The following is a 20,339-nucleotide window of genomic DNA, read 5'->3' on the forward strand; positions in this document are numbered from 1 at the left end:
TAGTTAGAACATTGACAGTTAGAGTTCTAACTATTATGATAATGATGTTACTTAGAGTTCTAACTAATACGAATGCGGAGGAAATAACAATGAGCAAACCCGTTGGAAATACACCATTTTCTAATTTGATTCGAGAGATCGGGATGAAACTAAAAAGTACAGCTGACGCCAGGCTGAATGAGCTAGGGCTGAATTCACAGCAAGGACGCATGATCGGTTATATTTTTGAGCATCAAGAAAAAGGTGTGATTCAAAAGGATTTGGCGGAAGTCTTTAATAGAAAAGGGGCGAGTATCACCAGCATGCTTCAAGGGTTAGAAAAGAAAGGCTATATCAAGCGTGTCACACCTGAAAATGATGAACGGCAGAAGAGCATTTTTGTTTTGGAAAAGGGCGCTCTTTTGGTCGAGGAGTTCAATGAGATTTTCTCAGGGGTAGAAGCAAGCATTACAAAAGCACTCAGTCCGGAAGAAACAGCAAACTTAAAGTCTTTACTGCAAAAAGTTAATTCAAGTCTATAAACGTTCGGAGGGTTAATCATGGAAACAGAAGTCTCCAATCAATATTATTTAGAATCGGCGCCGATCAAGAAGGCAATTGCTCATTTATCCATTCCTATGATGATCGGGATGTCTGTAGGTACCATCTATAATGTAATCAATGCTTATTTCATTGGCTTACTCCACAATACTAGTATGCTGACTGCCATTACGCTGGGTCTACCCATTTTCACAGTCTTAATGGCCTTTGGGAATATGCTTGGCGTAGGTGGCGGAACATTTATTACAAGGCTCGCGGGGCAAAAGGATACGGAGAAGGGAAAGAAGGTTGCCGGATACACTTTTTATGGAAGCATTATTGTGGGTATTCTTATTGCTCTAATAGCGATGTTAGCGATTGATCCAATTACGAGAATACTAGGCGCAGATGCTGCTACTCTAGACTTTACTAAGGCTTATGCTTTGACTCTTTTTGCCGGCGGATTTTCCATTGTGCTTAATTTTGCCTTGGAACAGCTAGTCCGTTCCGAAGGTGCCTCCAAAGAATCGATGTACGGTATCTTTATTAGTACGGCTTTAAGTTTAATTTTTGATCCACTCTTTATTCTTGTACTGAAATGGCATGTGGCAGGTGCTGCGTTGGCGATGGTTTTAGCGAATGTGGGTTCCGCGATTTATTATGTCTATTTTTTAGAAACGAAAAGTGAGCATTTAAGGGGGTTTTTGAAGCATTTCAAGATATCTGTTCGAGATCAATTAGAAGTATACAAAATAGGTGTATCGGAGTTATTGCAATTCAGTTTTGTGATTGTGAGCACGCTTTTGTTAAATAACTTCGCGATTCAATATGGAGAAAATGTGGTTGCTGGATTTGGTGTGGCCTTAAGAATTGTACAAGTTCCGGAGTTCTTATCAATGGGCTTATTCTTAGGTTTGATTCCACTATTTGCGTTTAACTTTGCTAGTCAAAATATGGCGAGACTTAAATCAACGATTAAACATGCTTTTGCCTATATCGGAGGTATTGCTTTTGTCTTTGTAGGTCTAGTGTTTCTGTTTAGAGGAACGATCCTGCATTTCTTCTCTAATGACCCTTCAGTGTTAAGTATGGGAACTTATATTTTGGTAGCCATGCTGATTTCTGCTTTATTTAATGGATTTACAGGTTTGTTTATGAGTATTTTTCAAGCGACCGGACAGGGGATACCAACTAACATTATGGCCATCACACAAGGCGTATTGTTTATCCCTATGATTATCGTGTTACATTCTGTCTTTGGACTTCATGGCGTGATCTGGTCAATGACCATAACAGAAGTTATAACGAGCTTAATGGGCGTCATTTTGTTTATGATTTTTAGTAAGAAGCTGAAAAGCACTGGCAGGGATGGAAAAGGTGTTGTAGAGGTTGCGTCCGTGTAAAACGCTCTTTGCTATACGTGGAAAAATAGAAATGTAGTGGATGGCGGGAGTATGGCTCGCGCTTTTTTTACAAATATAAGAAAGTATAAGTTTTACAATATACTTTATGTCTTATATTTCTCGCATAAACACCTTTGGCGTCCTTATAAGGACGCCAAAGGTGTTTATACTTGGTTGTCTAGAAGATTTCGCAACTAAAGGATCGGTAAAATTAGTTCCAAAATGAACAATTATAGTTCTTATGATCACATCTTACTTTTTCTACAATTAGGATAAGTAAAGGAGGAGAATTATGATACGAAAATTTCATCTTAAAATGGATACGCGCGAAGCAATCGCTGGGTATTTATTCGTCACTCCACTAATGTTGGGGCTGATTATCTTGACCCTGATCCCTGTCCTGGGTTCACTATTGTTAAGCTTCACGAACTGGAACTTTGTAGCTGGTCTAGGGGGGATTAAGTTCGCGGGCTTCGATAATTTCATAAGGCTGTTTCATGATGATGCCTTTATGAAAAGCTTGCTGAACAATTTGCTCTTTATTATTACAGTACCGGTTACGATCATCGTTGCTCTGCTGTTAGCGATCCTGATTGATAAACAGGTTTTCCTGAAGGATTTATTTAAAGTAATTTACTTCCTTCCCTACATTTCCAGTGTAGTTGCCATCGCTATGGTTTGGCAGGTTATGTTTCACCCCTCCCTAGGGCCTGTCAATCAATTTCTGATGTCACTGGGATGGGATTCTCCACCCAAATGGCTGGCTGATATCCATTATGCGTTGCCGTCGCTGATGATGATCCAGATTTGGATTCAGCTCGGGTACAACATTATTATTTTTATCGCGGGTTTACAGAGTATTCCGAAGGACCTTTATGAAGCGGCTGATATTGACGGTGCCAATGTCTGGCGGAAATTCCGAAACATCACGGTTCCCTGCATATCGCCAACTACCTTTTTCCTGCTGGTTACAGGGGTCATCGGCTCCTTTAAAATCTTTGATCTCATACAAGTACTGACACAGGGCGGACCGGCTAACTCCACGACTGTTATTGTCTATGAGCTGTATGACACTGCCTTCAATCAATTGAAGACGGGTTATGCTTCTAGCATGGCACTTGTCCTGTTCCTCATCTGCCTGATCATTACAGCCCTGCAGATGTTAGCGCAAAAAAAATGGGTCAATTATTAAAGGCGGAAAGGAGAAATTACAGTGAGAAAAGAGCTTCTATCCAGAACCATCTGGACAATCGCAATGGGACTGCTAGGTATCGCATTTCTTTTACCGTTTCTATGGATGTTATCCACTTCCTTTAAACTGGAGAAAGATGTGTTTAATTTTCCAATAGAATGGTTGCCTCAGCAGTGGAATCTTATTGAAAATTACAAACAGGTTTGGTCCGGTGATTTCGCTCGTTATTACGGAAATTCCATTTATATTACGCTGGCCACGACTATAATTAATGTGCTGATATGCGCGCTGGCGGCTTACGGGTTCTCCAAGCTGCGTTTTCCGGGTAGAGATGCAATGTTTATAGTTGTGTTGGCCCTTTACATGGTTCCTCCACAGGCTTCACTGGTTCCGCAGTTTCTGCTGTTTAACTGGTTGAATCTGATTGATACACATCTAGGGTTGATCTTAATTAACAGTTTTAGTATTATTGGTGCGTTTATGCTCAAGCAATTTTTTATGGGAGTAAACAACGAGTATCTTGAATCCGCGCGGATAGATGGAGCAGGTCATTTTCGTTCTTTTCTACAAATTGCATTTCCGCTGATCCGTCCCGCTGTAGCTACTTATGCTATTCTGCGTTTTATCTGGACCTGGAACGACTATCAGTATCCACTCATTTTTTTGAAATCTAAAGAGCTGTTTACTATTCAGCTAGGTATTCGGTTGTTTGGGGACCAATACGGGGATGTTTATTCCCTCATGATGGCTGGTGCAGTATCTGCAATTCTGCCACTGCTGATTATTTTTGCTCTCGGTCAGAAGCAGGTTATTGAGGGAATTGCCCTCGGAGGTGTGAAAGGATAATAAAAGTCAAAATAGTTTCTCTTCGGTAGAATATGAGAACTTTCCTCGTCTATCCTGCATGTTAGGATGTTCTTGTAAGCAGTTACATAGCTTTGGCTGTAAAGCGAGGTATACCCAACACATTTATAGGAGGGTCTATATGAAAAAGAAATTATTATCCGTGCTTATGATCACATCTATGGCGTTGTCACTCACCGCATGCGGTGGAAATGCGAAAACAAATAATGCAGGAGCAACAGATGCGCCTGATGCTGGTGGAAATAAGGAGCCTGCAGCAGAGAAGGTTACGCTGAAGCTGAGTACCTGGCAGACGGAAGCCAAAGCGAAGTGGAGCACGATTATCGCAGAGTTTGAGAAGGCGCATCCCGACATTCATGTAGAAGTGGATCTACTGAATGAAAAAGGCGATTCTGTAGCCTCCATGCAGAAGCTGGATTTGATGGCCGCTGCAAGTGACCCGCTGGATATTGTCGAACTGCCGTATACCAACTATTCGCAGCGTGCAGATATCGGTGTGTTAGCACCGATGGACGAATATATTCAGAAAGAAGGGTATAAGCTCTCCGATGAATATCTAGTGGACACTACGGTCAATGGCAAAGTCTATGCGTTACCGTCATCTATGCAGCGCTGGTTCGTGCTTCTTAACAAAGAAATGCTAGATGAGGCTGGTCTGCCGGTTCCGACCGACTGGACTTGGGCGGATTTCGAAGAGTATGCCAAGAAAATGACCAAGGGTGAGGGCGCAACGAAGCGTTTTGGCGCCTATCTGCACAATTGGCCGGATTATTTCCAACTCCAGCTGATGAGTAAACCTGAGGATAATACTTTTCTAAAATCTGACGGAACCTCCAATGCCCTGGACCCGCAATTTAAGGCTAATCTGCAGATGATGAAGAAGATGATGTATGAAGATAAGAGCGCTACTCCTTACGAGGATATTATTTCGCAGAAGCTTGCCTACCGGAATCAGTATTTTAATGGTTTAGCAGCGATGCTTCCGATGGGTGACTGGATGGTTGCGGAATCGGGTGGAACGGATGCCATTCCAGCAACCTTCGTTACCGCGTTTGCACCGATCCCTCGACTGGATAGTGAGAGCAAACATTACTCGCCTGTTCAGCCAACCTATATGGGGATAGCTGCTAAATCCAAGCATAAGGAAGCAGCTTACACCTTTGTACGCTGGTATACCTCAGAAGGACTGGAAATTGGCGGACGTGTCTTCTCTGGTTGGGCGAAATCGGATACGAACAAATTGGTGGATACGATTGTGAGTGGTTCTAAGGATCCATCTATGATTGATGTTGATTCCCTGAAATATACGATGGAGAATTCGGCACCTGGTGCGACGCAAGTTCCGGCTAAATATGCGGATGAAGCTAAGAACAACGTTATTCCAGAAGCGGAAATGTATCTCCTTGGCCAACAGGATCTGGATGTCACAGTTGCCAATATCGATAAGAAAATTTCGGAAGTCGTTCAGAACAACAGCGGAAAGTAGGCGGAGACTGATTGTACGCTTCCCCAAGGGGGCTTATAATGTGGGGGCAGGAAAGCAATTCTGCCTCCTGCTCCAAATTTAAAACAGATATGGGGCCTGTCATCCGTGTTTAGAAAGCATCAATCACTTCGAATGAAACTTGTCTGGTCTTCAATGATTTGCGTACTGATCCCGCTAGTCTGCATTTACATGGTTACAGATTATTTAACCCGGGATCTGATTCTGGAGAAGGCCGTTGGCAGCGCAAGAGAATCTCTCAATGCGTCCAGTGCCAATATGAATGCCATTTTTGAACAAACGCTGGAGCAGTCCAATTTTGTGCTTCAGAACAGCGAAATCAGGCAGATGATGTCTGCTGTTCCAGAGTCGCTCCATTCAGCGAAAGAGATCATCCAGTATAACCGTATGTCGCGGATGCTGGATGATATGTTCGTTCTTTCAGAGTATTTGAAAGTGACGCTGATCGGTAAGAATGGATTTATTTATACGAGTTATCCTTATAGCGACTTTAATCCGAAAACCTTTTATAGCGAGCGTTGGATGTCACTATTGAAACAAACTCAGCCGATTTCGACTTTCTGGAGAGCGGAGCACGACACCTACTACAACTATTCTGATAAGGGCTCAGCCAATTGGGTAACTATTGCGAGACCTATACAATCGACCTCCAGCAGCACGATCGGATATATGATTATCAACATCAATGAGCGTAAACTCCGCCCTTATCTGAACAATGACAATGGCAAAGAGATGATGCTTTTGGATGACAAGGGAACTGTAGTCTCACATGCTGATCCAGCCCGAATTGGTGAAACAATGACGTGGTGGAAAAAGGAAGGTCGGCTTGATACTGTCGAGATCAGTGGGGAGAAATTTTTGTATGTTGACCAGGAGCTGAGCAGCAACAGATGGCAGATGGTGAGCATTATCCCTATGAAGGCGGCATTGTCAAAGAATAAACAGATTCTATTTATCAGCTTAGCCGTGCAAATTCTATTCTTTACCTTCTTTTCCGTTCTCTTAACCGTTCTAATCTCTAAGCTGACTCAGCCCATCGTGAAATTAAGTGCTTTTGTAAAGCGAATAGGTCGTGGTCAATTGGACGAACGTTCGCTAATCCGTGGGAATAATGAGGCGGCTCAACTGGCCCGTACCATCGACCAAATGCTAGATCGAATCGAGTCCATGATTGAACAAATCACCTATGAGCAAACAGGGAAAAGAAAAGCTGAACTGGAAATGCTGCAGGCACAGATCAATCCGCACTTTATGTTTAATCTGTTGAATTCGATCCGGTTAAATATTCTGATGCAAGGAGACAAGGAGAACGCCGAGTTGATTGGTTCGTTGTCGTCTTTGCTCCGTATGACCTTTAACAGAGACAATGAGTTTATCCCGCTTCGTGAGGAGACAGATACGATATCTCATTATGTGACTTTGATGAATTTTCGTCATGCCAATCAGGTCAGGCTGGAAATGAATTTAGCAGACGGAACTGCTGAAGCACTAGTGCCTCGGTTTATGATTCAGCCTATGATCGAGAATGCCATCATCCATGGTTTCGAGCAGTTTGGTGGTGAGATCTTTATTGAAGCTCGTATTATTGCAACTACAGGAACCTTGGTTATCACCATTAAGGATAATGGTATCGGAATGTCACAGGAGAATTTAAAAAGACTTCGTGAAACCGCATACAGTAGTGAGCAAATTGCAGAAGAGGACAGAAAAGGATTCTCCGGCATAGGCTTACGTAATGTGGCCCAACGCCTCAGTATGATTTATGGTGCTTCATTTAAGTTGAATATATCAAGCGAACCTGATGTGGGTACGGAGATTTGTTTGGAGTTTCCACTGAACTACGGAAAGGTGGGTATAGAGAATGCTGACGGCAATTTTGGTGGATGATGACTATCCGGTTATCCGTTATTTGTCGCAGGCCGTGTCATGGAGTGAGCTCGGGATTGAACTCACCGGATGTTATTATAGCGGTCTTGAGGCTTGGGAAAAAGCACGGCAGAATCCACCGGATCTGATTATCACCGATATTGGCATGCCTAAGATGAACGGACTGGAGATGCTTGAGAAATTCAGAGCGATGAAGCCCGGAATTCGTGCGATTATTCTGTCCTGCCACAACGAGTTCAAATACGCTCAGCAGGCGCTGAAATTAAACGTAGGAGAATATATTTTAAAAGAATCACTGAATATCGAGCAGCTGGAACATGCACTCAGAACACTTGTGAAGGAAGTGGGTCTGAACAGGCAGCAGCATACCGAGATGCAGGTATATAAGCAAAAGCAATCACAAAACCGTGCTGCGCTAAAAGAAAAGTTTCTAAAAGATACGTTATACCAATCTTGGGACAAGGTAGCTTGGATCGAGCAAGCCCGGTCAAACGGAATTATGATCCATGCCAAGACCTACATTCCAATGCTTATAGTGATTGACCGTCCAGAGGAAGCCTCACGGGTGCGCCGTATGAGTGAATATACGATTTCTTTTGCCGTCGAGAATATTATGCAGGAAGTGCTTGAGGCTGATCACAGTTTATTTATTTCGAGATACAGCCATAAGGAGATTGTTATTCTTTTCTGCAGCGATCAGTCTTCCAGAGACCACCAAGCGATCTATCATTCCATTCAAAATGCAGCCTCTGCGGTACAGAAATATCTCAAGCTGTCTGTCTCCTGCATATTTGGTGCTGAGGCACGCAGTCCTGAGGAAATTCGCGGAACATTGCAGCGGATGCTAAAGGAGAAGATCCAGCGGTTTTATTTTCCAGCGGCGGGCATCCACCGTTTTGAAGAGATTAGCTTTTCGCGGGATGATATTTATGCCGAATATGGAAGTCTGTACGCTGTTATTAATGATGATATTGCCCTGAATAGGGAAACAGAGCTTCGTGTTCATGTAAAGGAATGGCGAGAATGGGTGGCAATGAAAAAGTTTCATCCAAATGAGGTTAAGGAATGTGTTCTCCGGTTGCTGATGGACTTGCAATTGAAGACGAAACAGCTGCTCCAGTCTCCATTGCCTATGGCCGAAGAAAAGCTGTTTAGCGTGGTGAGTGACATTGATACCCTCGAGCATTTGGAAGAGTGGCTAGTTCAGTACTTGGAAGAATTAGCGCGGAAAATAAGTATATTCTCTATCAAGTCTAAACGCAGCGAGGTTATTAAAGCCCAGCAGTTCGTGATCAGTCATGTAACGGAGAAAATAACGCTGGAGGACATGGCTGGACGCCTGAACTTGAATGCCAGCTATTTCAGCCGCTTGTTCAAACGGGAAACAAACCAGAATTTCATCGAATATGTAAATATGCTAAAGCTTCAGAAGGCAAAAGAGCTGCTTAATCAGTCTGGAAAGACTGTGGAAGAGATCTCCGAGTATCTGGGATATGCCAACAAAAGTTATTTTATCAAGCTGTTTAAACGGGAAATGGGCATGAGGCCCAGTGAATATGCGGCTTGGCATTGAGTTTGGATTGGAGGAACCATTACTGTGGAACTGAAGGGTACTAAAAATGAATTACAAATGTTCTTAAATGACCTATATGCTCCGCTGGAGAGTCGATTTACTTCTGGATGTGCAGGAATCGATATGGGAGCTACTGGATCAATATACAATGAAGCTACCGCGCTTATGGAAGCCTTCGCTCGTCCGTTATGGGGGCTTGTTCCCCATGCCAGCGGGGGAGGGGAAAGTGCGCTTTGGCCGAAGTTCCTCGAAGGGATCGTCAATGGGACTGACCCTGAACATGAAGAATACTGGGGTGAGTTCTCAACCAAAGACCAGCGTATGGTGGAACAGGCTGTACTGGGACTGGGGCTTGCTCTTGCGCCGCATAAGCTGTGGGAGCCGCTGAGTGATGTTCAGAAAATGCAGGTATATAACTGGTTGAACCAGATCAATCACGTGGATCGTTCGAACCCGAATAACTGGCTGATGTTCACGGTTCTTGTGAATGTGGGCTTTAAGAAAGTCGGATTGCCCTACGATCAAGAGATAATGAATAATTATTTGGAGAAGATTGATACCTATTACTTGAGTGATGGCTGGTATTCCGACGGGCTGACCGATCAGAGAGACTATTATATTGCTTTTGCTATGCATTATTATACGCTGATATATGCTAAATTGATGGCGGATGATGATCCTCAGAGGGCTGCAGTTTACCGGGAAAGATCTGCGCAATTTGCCAAAGATTTTATGTATTGGTTTGCTGAGGACGGAAGTGCGATTCCTTTCGGACGTAGTCTGACCTATCGTTTTGCGCAGGTCTCTTTCTGGAGTGCGCTGGTGTATGCCGAGGTCCTTCCTTTTTCATATGGCGTTCTCAAAGGAATTATAATGCGTCATTTTCGTTGGTGGTTTGAGAAACCTATTATGGGAATAGACGGATTACTAAGTATCGGATATGCTTACCCGAATCTGGTAATGACGGAGAACTACAATGCCCCCGGATCACCGTATTGGGCCTTTAAAGCTATGCTTATTCTTGCCTTGCCGGATGATCATCCTTTTTGGCAAGCGGAAGAAGAACCACTGCCTGTATTGAAAGAGATGTTACCACTCGAAGAGGCACGTATGCTGGTGAGTCGTCCGGAAGGAAATAAGCATGTTATTGCCTATACCTCTGGTCAGATGGCTAACTTTGATATGGCCCATAGCGCAGCTAAATATTCCAAGTTTGCTTACTCCACGCTGTTCGGATTCAGTGTGCCGAAGGCGGGTTATGGCTTAGTTCAAGGCGCTTACGACTCTACATTAGCATTGTGTGAATGCGATGAGCATTACCGGGTACGCAGATTCTGCGAGACGTGGGAAATTGGAGAGAATTATGTATATTCACGCTGGCATCCCTGGAGCGATGTACATGTGAAGACATGGATTATTCCAGCGGGTCTGTGGCATGTCCGTATTCACAGCATTCATAGCGCCCGGTGTCTCGACGTAGCGGAGGGTGGATTTGCCATTGGCCAGTCTGCTGGCTTCTCACGAAGTGATCGGGAAACCATTCATGTATCTAACACTGCTGTCTCGGTGCAATTGCCCTGGGGAATCAGTGCCATACATATGCTAAGCGGTTTTGACCGGGGAGAATGCGTGCTACCCGAACCGAATACTAATCTGCTGAAGCCTCGGACGTTTCTTCCGAGCTTATGTTCCAGACTGGAGCCGGGAGATCAAGTACTGATATCTGCTGTCTTTGGAGCAACGAATACTCTGGAGAATCAGGCCAGTCTGGCTTCGCCGCCGCTTATTCAGTGGCAGTCAGACGGAAGGATTGCTGTATACGATTCTAGTAACGATGCACATTTGCATACTGTTGATTTATTGGAAAGGAGCAACAAAGATGTGGACTAAGGCCATTGAGGATGCGATTCACAAAATTGGGAGTAACATTACTAACCATCCGGGCAAATTGCCTCATATCGCCGAGGGGCAACAATACGAATGGGGAGACAATGATGATTGGATAGAGGGATTCTATGTGGGCATGATGTGGCTTGCCTACGAATATGGTAAAGATTCATTCTTTAAGGAGGCGGCAGCCTCATGGCTAGGGGACTTCAAGCATCGTTTGGATCAGCACATCGCCTTAGATCATCATGATATTGGCTTTTTGTATTCACTAACTGCAGTAGCAGAGTGGAAAATAACAGGCAGTGAAGCGGCGCGGGCTGTCGGTCTGCAGGCTGCAGATACGTTGTGTAAACGCTGGCGTGAAACAGCTGGAATTCTCCAGGCTTGGGGTCTAGAGAGTGATCCTGAGAACGGGGGGCGTATCATTATTGACTGTTTGATGAATTTGCCTCTGCTGTTCTGGGCTGCGGAGGAAACGGGGGACAATCGCTACTATGATATAGCCCTTCAGCATGCGTTAAAGAGCCGAAAATTTCTTGTGCGCGGGGATGCTTCCTCTTATCATACTTTTTACTTTGATCCGGCTACGGGGAGTGCGATTCGTGGAGGAACTCATCAAGGGTATGAGGATGGTTCGACCTGGACTCGTGGTCAAGCCTGGGGAATATACGGTTTTGCGCTGGCGTATCGCTATACGCAGAATGAGGAATTTCTTATTACTTCTAAAAGCCTGGCTCATTATTTTATAAGCCATCTTCCGGAGGATAGTGTGGCTTATTGGGATTTCGATGTGCCTGTGGAAGCGGGGACCCCTCGCGACAGCTCGGCTTCAGCCATTGCGGCTTCCGGTCTTTTGGAGTTGCTGGATCTTCTGGACGCAGATGACCCGGATCGTGCTATTTATGAAGCAGCCTTACTCCGCAGCATGAAATCCTTAGCGGAACATTATGCGACATCCGGAAATCCGGAGGCGGAGGGGCTTCTAAAGCATGGTTCCTATCATGTCAGAGGTGGACGTGTGCCTGATGGCCATATGATTTGGGGAGATTATTATTATTTGGAAGCGCTGATCCGTATGCAGACGGGAATCCGAGGATATTGGTAGTAGAAGTCAATAGCAGTGCCCCTTTCTCGATAAGTCGGAGGAAGGGGCACTGCTTTATTTATTCCCCTGCTTTAGTTACAACATTTAAACGCAAGTGACGAGAAACTGCTCTCTGTGTAAGGTAATACTCATTATGCAAAGCAAAATGGGTTAGTGTTAGCTCTGGATAAATATATGTTATATTAATGCTTATCGGTGCTAGGAGAACAGTGAAGATAGATTACGGCATACAAATGGGGGATCAAACGTTGATGGTACGGATTATAAGAAGTATAAAATCTTTGATAAACACTAACTCGAAAAAATTAGCATTTAAAATACCATTTGCCTATTTTTTAGTCATTTTGCTTACGGTGGGTTTCAGTTATGGGGTGTTGAATCAAATATCTACTAATTCAGCCCAAAAGAAAATTAACGAGGCTTCTTTGCAAACGATTACTTCTATACAGACAAACGTTGATTTAATGATTGAAAACGTAAACAATTACTCTAAAATGATATTTTCCGATCGTAATCTGCAAAACTTGTTAAGGCAGGGAGGGGTATATTCCAATCTGGATACACAATCTAAAGTTAGCGCCTATTTGTATAATCTTATGCAAGCGGTTCCTATAATTGATTCTGTTAATATTTTCGACAATACGGGGCATCGTTTTTCCGTCGGAACACAGGAATTACCAACTTTTATGGAAGCGGACATAAAGGATGCCTCATGGTATGAGCAAGTTGTAAGTAATAAAGGGAAATATATTCTAAGATTAAATGGCAGCGGAGCTTTTTCAAGGATGGGAGCCGATGAAAATTTCGTATCTTTTATACGGTTGATTCGGGATATTGATAACACTTCTCCCTTAGGGGTTTTGGTTATTAATATCAAAGACGACGCCTTTGTACAGGCGTATTCCAATCTGCTGAATCAGAGTTCCTTTGAAATTGCTATTTTAGATGAAAATAATCATATCATCGTATCCGATTCCACCCAAGATCAACATAATTCAGTCTATAAAGAGATCCTTATGACAAACAGAGAGAGGCTGGAACAACAATTTCAGAAAAGCAACTCAGGATCTCTTACATTGAATTCTGGTTCACAGAAGTATAGAATCTCTTATCTCTCAGGTGGAGAATTTAATTGGAAATTTGTAAGTATTACACCCTACAATACAATTGATTCGCGGAATAAATCGCTTGTACTCTTGGCATTGCTTCTATTGATTATCAACGGAAGTATTTTCTTTTTTAGTTCCTTCATCATTTCGCGCAGTATTATTAATCCGATACATAAGCTCCTCCGATCCATGAACAAAGCTCCTAGGGGTAATTTTATGAAAGTAAAAGTAGAACGCAATATTTATGAATTCGAACAGTTGTTTAACGGTTATAATCACATGATTGAGGAAATGGATCAGCTTCTGACCCGAATCGTCGAAGAGCAGAAGATGATTCGTAAAGCTGAATTGAATACACTGCAATCCCAGATCAAACCGCATTTTTTATATAACACGCTGGACTCCATTACTTCGTTGGCATTGTCTGGATTAAACGATCAGCTATGTGAAATGATTGAGGCATTGGGAAATTATTATCGTATGAGTGTCAGCAAGGGCTTAGACGTTATCACGGTCGGTGAAGAAATTGAAATGGTTCGTAATTATTTGAAAATCCAAAATATCCGTTATCAGGATGTCTTTGAGGCTCAGTTCGACGTGGATGAAGACTGCCTGCAATATCCTATACCCAAGCTGGTTATACAACCATTGGTTGAAAATGCGCTTTATCATGGTATTCGGCCTAAAGGAACGAAAGGAACGATTACAATCAGCGCACGAAGTATGAAGGATGAAGTGAGAATATCCATATCTGATGATGGTGTTGGGATGTTGGAAGAAGAGATTATGCAAATTCTTGAAAGGAAGGATCAATTAAAGAGCTTTGGATTGTGGGGAACTATGGAGCGCTTGCGTATTTTTTATGGAAATAAAAACTGTATTAAAATCGAAAGCGAATTAGGAAAAGGGATGACGATAACGATAATTATACCGAAGGGATAGATACGCAATGGAAAAATTAAAGGTTTTGATTGTTGATGATGAATATTTGATAAGGAACCTGCTTAGGATGCGTGTTGACTGGGAAAAGCAAGGCCTAACTATTATAGGAGAAGCTTCCAATGCACACGAAGCTTTGGATATGGTGGATGAACAGAGACCGGACATTATTTTTACGGATATTTATATGCCCTCTATCAACGGAATTGAGTTTAGCAGGGAAGTTTTAGCAAAGTATCCGGATATAAAAATTGTTATCGTTACAGGTCATGACGAATTTGAATATGCACATCAGAGCATCAAAATGGGAATTTCTGATTTCATTCTAAAACCGATTCGTGCTTCAGATTTGCTCAATGTGATTGATAAGCTGAAAAATAAAATATACGAGGAGCGTACGCGAGATAAGGAATTAGAGAGATTGAAAGAAGATTTAGAGCGGAATTTTCCATATCTCAGAGAAAAATATTTATATCAGTGGTTAAAGGGCGATCTTTCCAAAGAAGAGATTCATGAAAAAGCGGAATATTTTAAACTGCCGATGTTCCTAAGCAAAGAGGCCTTTCAAATCGCTATTCTAGAAATTACCTCAGCATCCGTAAAGCAATCAGAGGAACAGTTGATTCTCTTGGGAATGGAATGCAGATACAAAGTGGAATCGTTCTTCCAGAACGACAATCAAGTGATTATTTTAACAGATACCCGAAACCAAATTGTAGTCATTTCATTTAACCAAGCTACGAATCTTGTCAGCGATTGTGAATCACTTATAACCAATCTGTGCGAATCCTACAAATGCTATGTTAACATCGGGATCGGGCGCAAACGTATACATATAGAAGAAGCGCACCTTGGATATCAGGAAGCATGTCGTGCGGTGCAATACAAGGTCTTTGTTGGAAATAATCAGGTTGTTTGCTTCGAGGATATTGTAGGAAACAGGGAGGCGCATTACCAGTCGAATCCAGATCGCCTTCAGCAGCTGCAGTTCTATATCAGCGTTGGTTCGGGCGAGCATGCAATTCAAAGTCTAACGCAGATCTTTGATGTTGCTTTCTCCAGTATAGCTCAGTTTCGTCTAGCAGCGATGGATGTGATCAATGAATGCCAACGTGCTGCGATAGAGCAACAGGTCGAGGATGAAGAAGTGTCCAATAAAGAAACATGGGTCTCTATTCTCACTGCAGACAATTTACCGGAATTAATGAACCTATTGGAGAGTTATGTCCTTCACGTATCAAGAATTATTTATTCAAAAAACCAAACAAAAGAAGGGGACCTCATCAGTCAGGTGAAAGAGTATCTCGAGAAAAATTTGGATGATCCCAAATTAGGATTAGCTAGTACAGCTGGGACTTTCTTCGTCAGTCCAGGTCATTTGGGACGGCTTATGAAGAAAGAAACGGGGCAGACCTTTGTGGAGTATCTTACGAACATACGTATGAAAAAGGCGGAAAGCCTGCTGAAGAATACGGATTTAAAAGGATACGAGGTTGGTGAACAGGTTGGAATCAAGGATGCGCACTATTTTAGCATCTTGTTTAAGAGGTTTACGGGGATGTCGATGAATCAGTACAGAAACGGTAAATGATTAAGAGGATATGTTCGAATAATGAAAGGTATATGTTGGTATTTTGAATGGAGTTATCATGGTAGCTTCCCTAAACTAATACTAGAAAGAACAAATTTCATTTGGGGGGTTTATTGATGAAAGCGTTATTAAGAAAGACGATGAGCATAACATTGGCTATAGGAATCGTAGGTAGTGTAACTGCATGTTCATCCGAATCATCTGGAGGAACTCAGTCGAAAAGTGGAAGTGTTAAGTTGACATTATGGGACCAATCCGTAGGTAATACTGATCCATCTGCAAAATTATTGCCGGAAATCGTTGAGAAGTGGAACAAGGAGCATCCAGAAATTCAAGTTGTACGATCAGGAACGACTGGTGAGCAGTACAAAACCAAAATTAAGACTTCACTTGCCGCAGGTGAAGCACCTGACATTTTTTATGGAATGGGTGGAGGCAGCTTCATGCAGCCTTATATCGAATCCGGCAATGTGCTTGAAATTAGCAGCTATTTAACGGACGAAATTAAATCGAAGATGGCTCCAGGTATGTCTGAAGCTATCGAGGTTGATGGGAAAATCTATACACTGCCTGTCTATACCCATATCGCTAATCTTTTTGTAAATACTGAGTTGTTCGATAAAGCAGGAGCCAAAATTCCGACTACCTATTCAGAGCTGCTCGATGCGGGAGAGAAACTAAAGGCAGCGGGGATCACCCCGGCTCTCATTGGAGAGAAGGACCGCTGGCCCGGTATGTATTGGTACGATATGATTGCGATGCGCCAAGCAGGAAATGATGCGGTCATTGAGGCATTTAAGGATCCTTCCAAATGGAATTCACCAGATTTCGTTGCTGCAGCTACTAAAATGCAGGAACTTGGAAAAACAGGCTTCTTCAATAGCAGTATGTTCAGCATGAGCTATGATGAAATGCTTGGAGCGTTTAATGCAGGACAAGGGGCTATGATGTTTCAAGCCAACTGGGTAAATGCAGGTATCGAAGATCCATCCTCGGCCGTCAAAGGCAAGGTCAAAGTGATTCCTTTCCCGGTATTTGAAGACGGTAAGGGAAAGAGTACTGAAATCTTCGGAGGAGCGGTGGATGGCTTTTATGTCAGCAATACCACAAAGCAACCCAAAGAAGCCGTTGAGTTTCTTATGTATCTAAGCGAGCAGCTCGGTACACAGGGCTTCCTTGCCGGAGCAGGGCTTCCTAGCTGGAACATTGACGCTCTTGATACTTCTGGTCTGTCCGAACTTGATAAATCCGCAGCAGATATTATGAAAACAGCAACTTCTTTTATTGCATGGTGGGACAATATTCTCCCGGCTGATTCTGCGGAAGCTCACAAGAACTTAATCGCGCAACTCTTGGCGGGAGACATCACTCCTGATGAATTCTGCAAACAGATGGCACAGCTTAAACCAACGGAACTAAGCCTCTGATCTGTGAAAAAAACGAAGTGAGATGTGGTCAGAGACTGTCTCTGACCACATTTTTGAGAGGAGAACCATGATGAACTCTGTATTTTCGAACAAGAGGGCTATTGCTATATTTGTCCTGCCTACCCTCCTCATATTTTGTTCCATTGTATTAGTTCCGATCTTTATCTCCAGTTACTATAGTTTATTAGATTGGAATGGCATCGGTAAAGGTGCGTTTATCGGACTAGACAATTATGTGGAGATGTTCACAGATTCACGAGCATTAAATTCCATAAAAAATTCTATGCTGTTCGCGGCAGCATCAATTTTTATTCAGTTGCCTATATCGCTTTTACTTGCCCTTATATTGGCCTCCTCGGTCAAGGGTGAAGGGTTTTATCGTGCAATATACTTCATTCCAGTGCTTATCTCGACCGTTGTAATCGCGCAGCTGTGGTCTAAAATTTATAATGCGGATTACGGACTTTTGAATTGGTTACTCGAAAGCGTGGGTCTTTCAAATCTGGCACAAGATTGGCTTGGTAAAAAAGATACCGCCCTTGTCGCCTCCTTTATTCCGACCCTGTGGCAGTATGTCGGCTATCATATGTTACTGATGTATGCTGGGGCAAAGTCCGTTTCACAAGATATTCTCGAAGCCGCTAAAATTGATGGAGCTTCCCGAATAAGAACTGCATTCTCAATTACAATTCCACTAATGAGGCCTATTCTGAAAGTATGTCTTGTCTTTTCAGTCATTGGTGCCTTTAAAGTATTCGATCTAATTTATGTATTGACGGGCGGAGGTCCTTTATTCTCCACTGAAGTACCGAGCACGTTGATGTATACAACTATTTTTGACACTTACAGATATGGATATGGTAGTGCGGTATCTGTTTTCATAATTCTGGAATGTTTAGTGTTTACAGTAATTGTTAATAAATTTTTCAAGACTGAATAGAGGTGAGGAAAGTGAGTACTGCAAAAGTGGTGTTGCGAAAAAGGTCGAATTATTTTGGGAAAATACTACTGCAATTGTTTCTAATAATTGTGGCAATCGTACAAATTTACCCCCTTATCTGGCTGGCATTTTTCTCGCTGAAAGATAATAGTGAAATATTCAGTGGTGATGTCGTAGGCCTTCCTAAGGAATTTCTCTGGAGTAACTATGTTAAAGCCTTATCAGACGGTAATGTATTAACTTATTTTTTTAACAGCGTGTTGGTAACGTCTGTATCCATTATTCTGGTACTGATTCTTGCTTCTATGACTGGTTATGCCGTGGCGAGGATGAACTGGAAATTCAGTGAATTAACGATGACCCTGATCCTCCTAGGGATGATGGTGCCAATTCATGCGGCCCTGCTGCCGCTGTTTATGGTCCTGAAGAACTTACATTTGCTGAATACGTATTGGTCCTTGATTATTCCTTATGTTGCTTTTGGTATCCCTTTGGCTGTGTTCATCGTCAGCAGCTTTTTTAAGGGGCTCCCCCGTGAATTGGAAGAATCAGCGGTCATTGATGGATGCGGCATTTACAGAACGTTCTTTTCCATTATGTTGCCGCTTATAAGTCCTGCTATTGCAACAGTTGCGATATTTACATTCCTATCTTGTTGGAACGAGCTGATGTTTGCGACTACGTTCATTAATGACTCACTCTATCAAACTTTAACCGTGGGTATGATGTCCATGGTGGGAACCTACATTACACAGTGGGGGATTATTGGAGCGGGACTCATGATTGCTACGATTCCAACGATTGTAATCTACTTGTTGCTCAACAAGCAGGTACAGAAGAGTATGATCGCAGGCGCAATCAAGGGATAAGGGATACAAAAATAGAAGGAGGATATTTTAATGAAAGCTACGGTTACTGTTAATACTGATCAGTCGCGCGGAACGATCAGTCGTCATATTTATGGGCATTTTGCCGAGCATCTTGGACGTTGTATCTACGAAGGGATCTGGGTAGGGGAGGATTCACCGATTCCTAATACCCGTGGCATTCGGAATGATGTTCTAGAGGCGCTGCGAGCTCTTAGCATACCAGTGCTCAGATGGCCGGGCGGGTGCTATGCTGATGAGTATCACTGGAAGGATGGCGTTGGTCCACGCGAGGGGCGCAAGCATATGGTTAATACGAACTGGGGTGGCGTTGTAGAGAACAACCACTTCGGTACCCATGAATTCTTCGACCTTTGTGAACTGCTGGACACGGAGCCTTATATCTGCGGAAATGTTGGCAGTGGCACCGTTCAGGAGATGCAGGAGTGGGTGGAGTATATGACCTTTGACGGCGAATCACCTATGGCCAAATGGCGGAAGGCTAATGGCCGGGAGAAGCCTTGGAAGCTCAAATATTTTGGCGTCGGAAATGAGAATTGGGGTTGTGGCGGCAACATGCGGGCGGAGTACTACGCCGACGAATACCGCCGTTTCCAAACGTATGTCCGTAATTACGGACATAATCAAGTCTATAAGATCGCTGGCGGTGCTAACGTTGATGATTACCACTGGACGGAGACGTTAATACGTGAAGCCGGTGGACTTATGGATGGTCTCAGTCTGCACAACTACACGGTGCCTGGAGGATTTGAGATCAAGCGGCCGGCGACTGGCTTTGATGAAGCGGAATGGTTCGAGACCATGCAGCTCGCGCTCCAAATGGACGAGCTCATTACCCGACACACGGCGATCATGGATCAACACGATCCGAAGAAACGTGTGGGCTTAATTGTCGACGAGTGGGGTACCTGGTTCCAAGTAGAACCGGGTACAAATCCTGGCTTCTTGTACCAGCAGAACACGCTGCGTGATGCGCTTGTTGCGGGACTGCATTTCCACGTCTTCCACCGTCATTGCGACCGTGTCCACATGGCGAACATTGCCCAGACAGTCAACGTACTACAGGCGATGATTCTAACGGAAGGTGATAAGATGTTGCTGACGCCGACCTATCACGTGTTCGAAATGTTCAAGGTGCACCAGGATGCAGAGGCGCTCGCGATTCACTTAGAGATTGGCGAATACCGTGTGGGCGATGAATCTCTTCCGCAAGTCAGTGCATCGGCTTCGAAGCGGCCTAATGGAACGATCGACATCAGCCTTTGTAACATCGACCCCCATCACCAAGTAGATATATCTCTAGGGTTACGTGGGTTGGGAGGAATGTTGAATGTTAGCGGCCGGGTACTGACGCATACAGATATGAATGCTCACAACACATTTGGGCAACCGGAGAGGGTGAAACCACAGTCATTTAACGGCGTTACGAGTGTAAGTGACGACGCTTTACTGGCAACGCTGCCGCCGATGTCCGTGGTCGTGTTGACACTCAATTAAGGATTGTGTACT

The 20,339-nt window shown here is 43.4% G+C and carries 15 protein-coding genes; all 15 read left to right on the forward strand.

All coding sequences use genetic code 11. The features are described from left to right. Positions 1 to 89: 89 nt before the first annotated feature. The 15 genes from MKY52_RS16955 (at position 90) to MKY52_RS17025 (ending at position 20,327) form a co-directional block, all read left to right on the forward strand. Positions 90 to 521: a MarR family winged helix-turn-helix transcriptional regulator gene (locus MKY52_RS16955; RefSeq protein WP_341052421.1), complete on the forward strand. Its 432-nt coding sequence runs from the start codon at positions 90 to 92 to the stop codon at positions 519 to 521. A gap of 18 nt (positions 522 to 539) precedes the next feature. Then, the gene (locus tag MKY52_RS16960) at positions 540 to 1,922 is read left to right on the forward strand and encodes an MATE family efflux transporter (protein ID WP_341052423.1); all 1,383 of its coding nucleotides are present in this window, start codon (positions 540 to 542) and stop codon (positions 1,920 to 1,922) included. Positions 1,923 to 2,214: 292 nt separating this feature from the next. Continuing rightward, complete coding sequence (locus tag MKY52_RS16965) at positions 2,215 to 3,114, forward strand: carbohydrate ABC transporter permease (protein WP_094869471.1); 900 nt, start codon at positions 2,215 to 2,217, stop codon at positions 3,112 to 3,114. Positions 3,115 to 3,177: 63 nt separating this feature from the next. Next, positions 3,178 to 3,960: a carbohydrate ABC transporter permease gene (locus MKY52_RS16970; RefSeq protein WP_094869525.1), complete on the forward strand. Its 783-nt coding sequence runs from the start codon at positions 3,178 to 3,180 to the stop codon at positions 3,958 to 3,960. 139 nt (positions 3,961 to 4,099) lie between these two features. Beyond that, complete coding sequence (locus MKY52_RS16975; protein WP_341052426.1) at positions 4,100 to 5,464, forward strand: ABC transporter substrate-binding protein; 1,365 nt, start codon at positions 4,100 to 4,102, stop codon at positions 5,462 to 5,464. 105 nt (positions 5,465 to 5,569) lie between these two features. Further along, positions 5,570 to 7,369: a cache domain-containing sensor histidine kinase gene (locus tag MKY52_RS16980; protein WP_256716403.1), complete on the forward strand. Its 1,800-nt coding sequence runs from the start codon at positions 5,570 to 5,572 to the stop codon at positions 7,367 to 7,369. Continuing rightward, positions 7,344 to 8,942, forward strand: coding sequence for a response regulator transcription factor (locus tag MKY52_RS16985; protein ID WP_341052427.1), 1,599 nt, complete (start codon positions 7,344 to 7,346; stop codon positions 8,940 to 8,942). The genes MKY52_RS16980 and MKY52_RS16985 overlap by 26 nt, the downstream gene beginning before the upstream one ends. Positions 8,943 to 8,966: 24 nt before the next feature. Next, complete coding sequence (locus MKY52_RS16990) at positions 8,967 to 10,832, forward strand: DUF2264 domain-containing protein (protein WP_341052428.1); 1,866 nt, start codon at positions 8,967 to 8,969, stop codon at positions 10,830 to 10,832. After that, a complete protein-coding gene (locus MKY52_RS16995; protein WP_341052432.1) occupies positions 10,822 to 11,937 on the forward strand; it encodes a glycoside hydrolase family 88 protein in 1,116 nt (371 codons plus the stop codon). Before MKY52_RS16990 ends, MKY52_RS16995 begins: the two co-directional genes overlap by 11 nt. 371 nt (positions 11,938 to 12,308) lie before the next feature. Further along, positions 12,309 to 13,988: a sensor histidine kinase gene (locus tag MKY52_RS17000; protein WP_341052435.1), complete on the forward strand. Its 1,680-nt coding sequence runs from the start codon at positions 12,309 to 12,311 to the stop codon at positions 13,986 to 13,988. A 7-nt stretch (positions 13,989 to 13,995) separates the two neighbouring features. After that, the gene (locus MKY52_RS17005) at positions 13,996 to 15,576 is read left to right on the forward strand and encodes a response regulator (protein ID WP_341052438.1); all 1,581 of its coding nucleotides are present in this window, start codon (positions 13,996 to 13,998) and stop codon (positions 15,574 to 15,576) included. Positions 15,577 to 15,692: 116 nt separating this feature from the next. Beyond that, complete coding sequence (locus MKY52_RS17010) at positions 15,693 to 17,003, forward strand: extracellular solute-binding protein (protein ID WP_341052440.1); 1,311 nt, start codon at positions 15,693 to 15,695, stop codon at positions 17,001 to 17,003. Positions 17,004 to 17,070: 67 nt separating this feature from the next. After that, entirely contained in the window at positions 17,071 to 17,943 is an 873-nt protein-coding gene (locus MKY52_RS17015) for a carbohydrate ABC transporter permease (RefSeq protein WP_341052442.1), read from the forward strand. Positions 17,944 to 17,954: 11 nt separating this feature from the next. After that, on the forward strand, positions 17,955 to 18,812 hold the full coding sequence (locus MKY52_RS17020) for a carbohydrate ABC transporter permease (protein WP_341052445.1): 858 nt from the start codon (positions 17,955 to 17,957) through the stop codon (positions 18,810 to 18,812). Positions 18,813 to 18,842: 30 nt separating this feature from the next. Further along, complete coding sequence (locus MKY52_RS17025; protein WP_341052447.1) at positions 18,843 to 20,327, forward strand: alpha-N-arabinofuranosidase; 1,485 nt, start codon at positions 18,843 to 18,845, stop codon at positions 20,325 to 20,327. Positions 20,328 to 20,339: the final 12 nt, after the last annotated feature.

Origin of the sequence: Paenibacillus sp. FSL P4-0184 (assembly GCF_038004625.1) — a bacterium.
Classification (GTDB): Bacteria; Bacillota; Bacilli; order Paenibacillales; family Paenibacillaceae; genus Paenibacillus_AQ.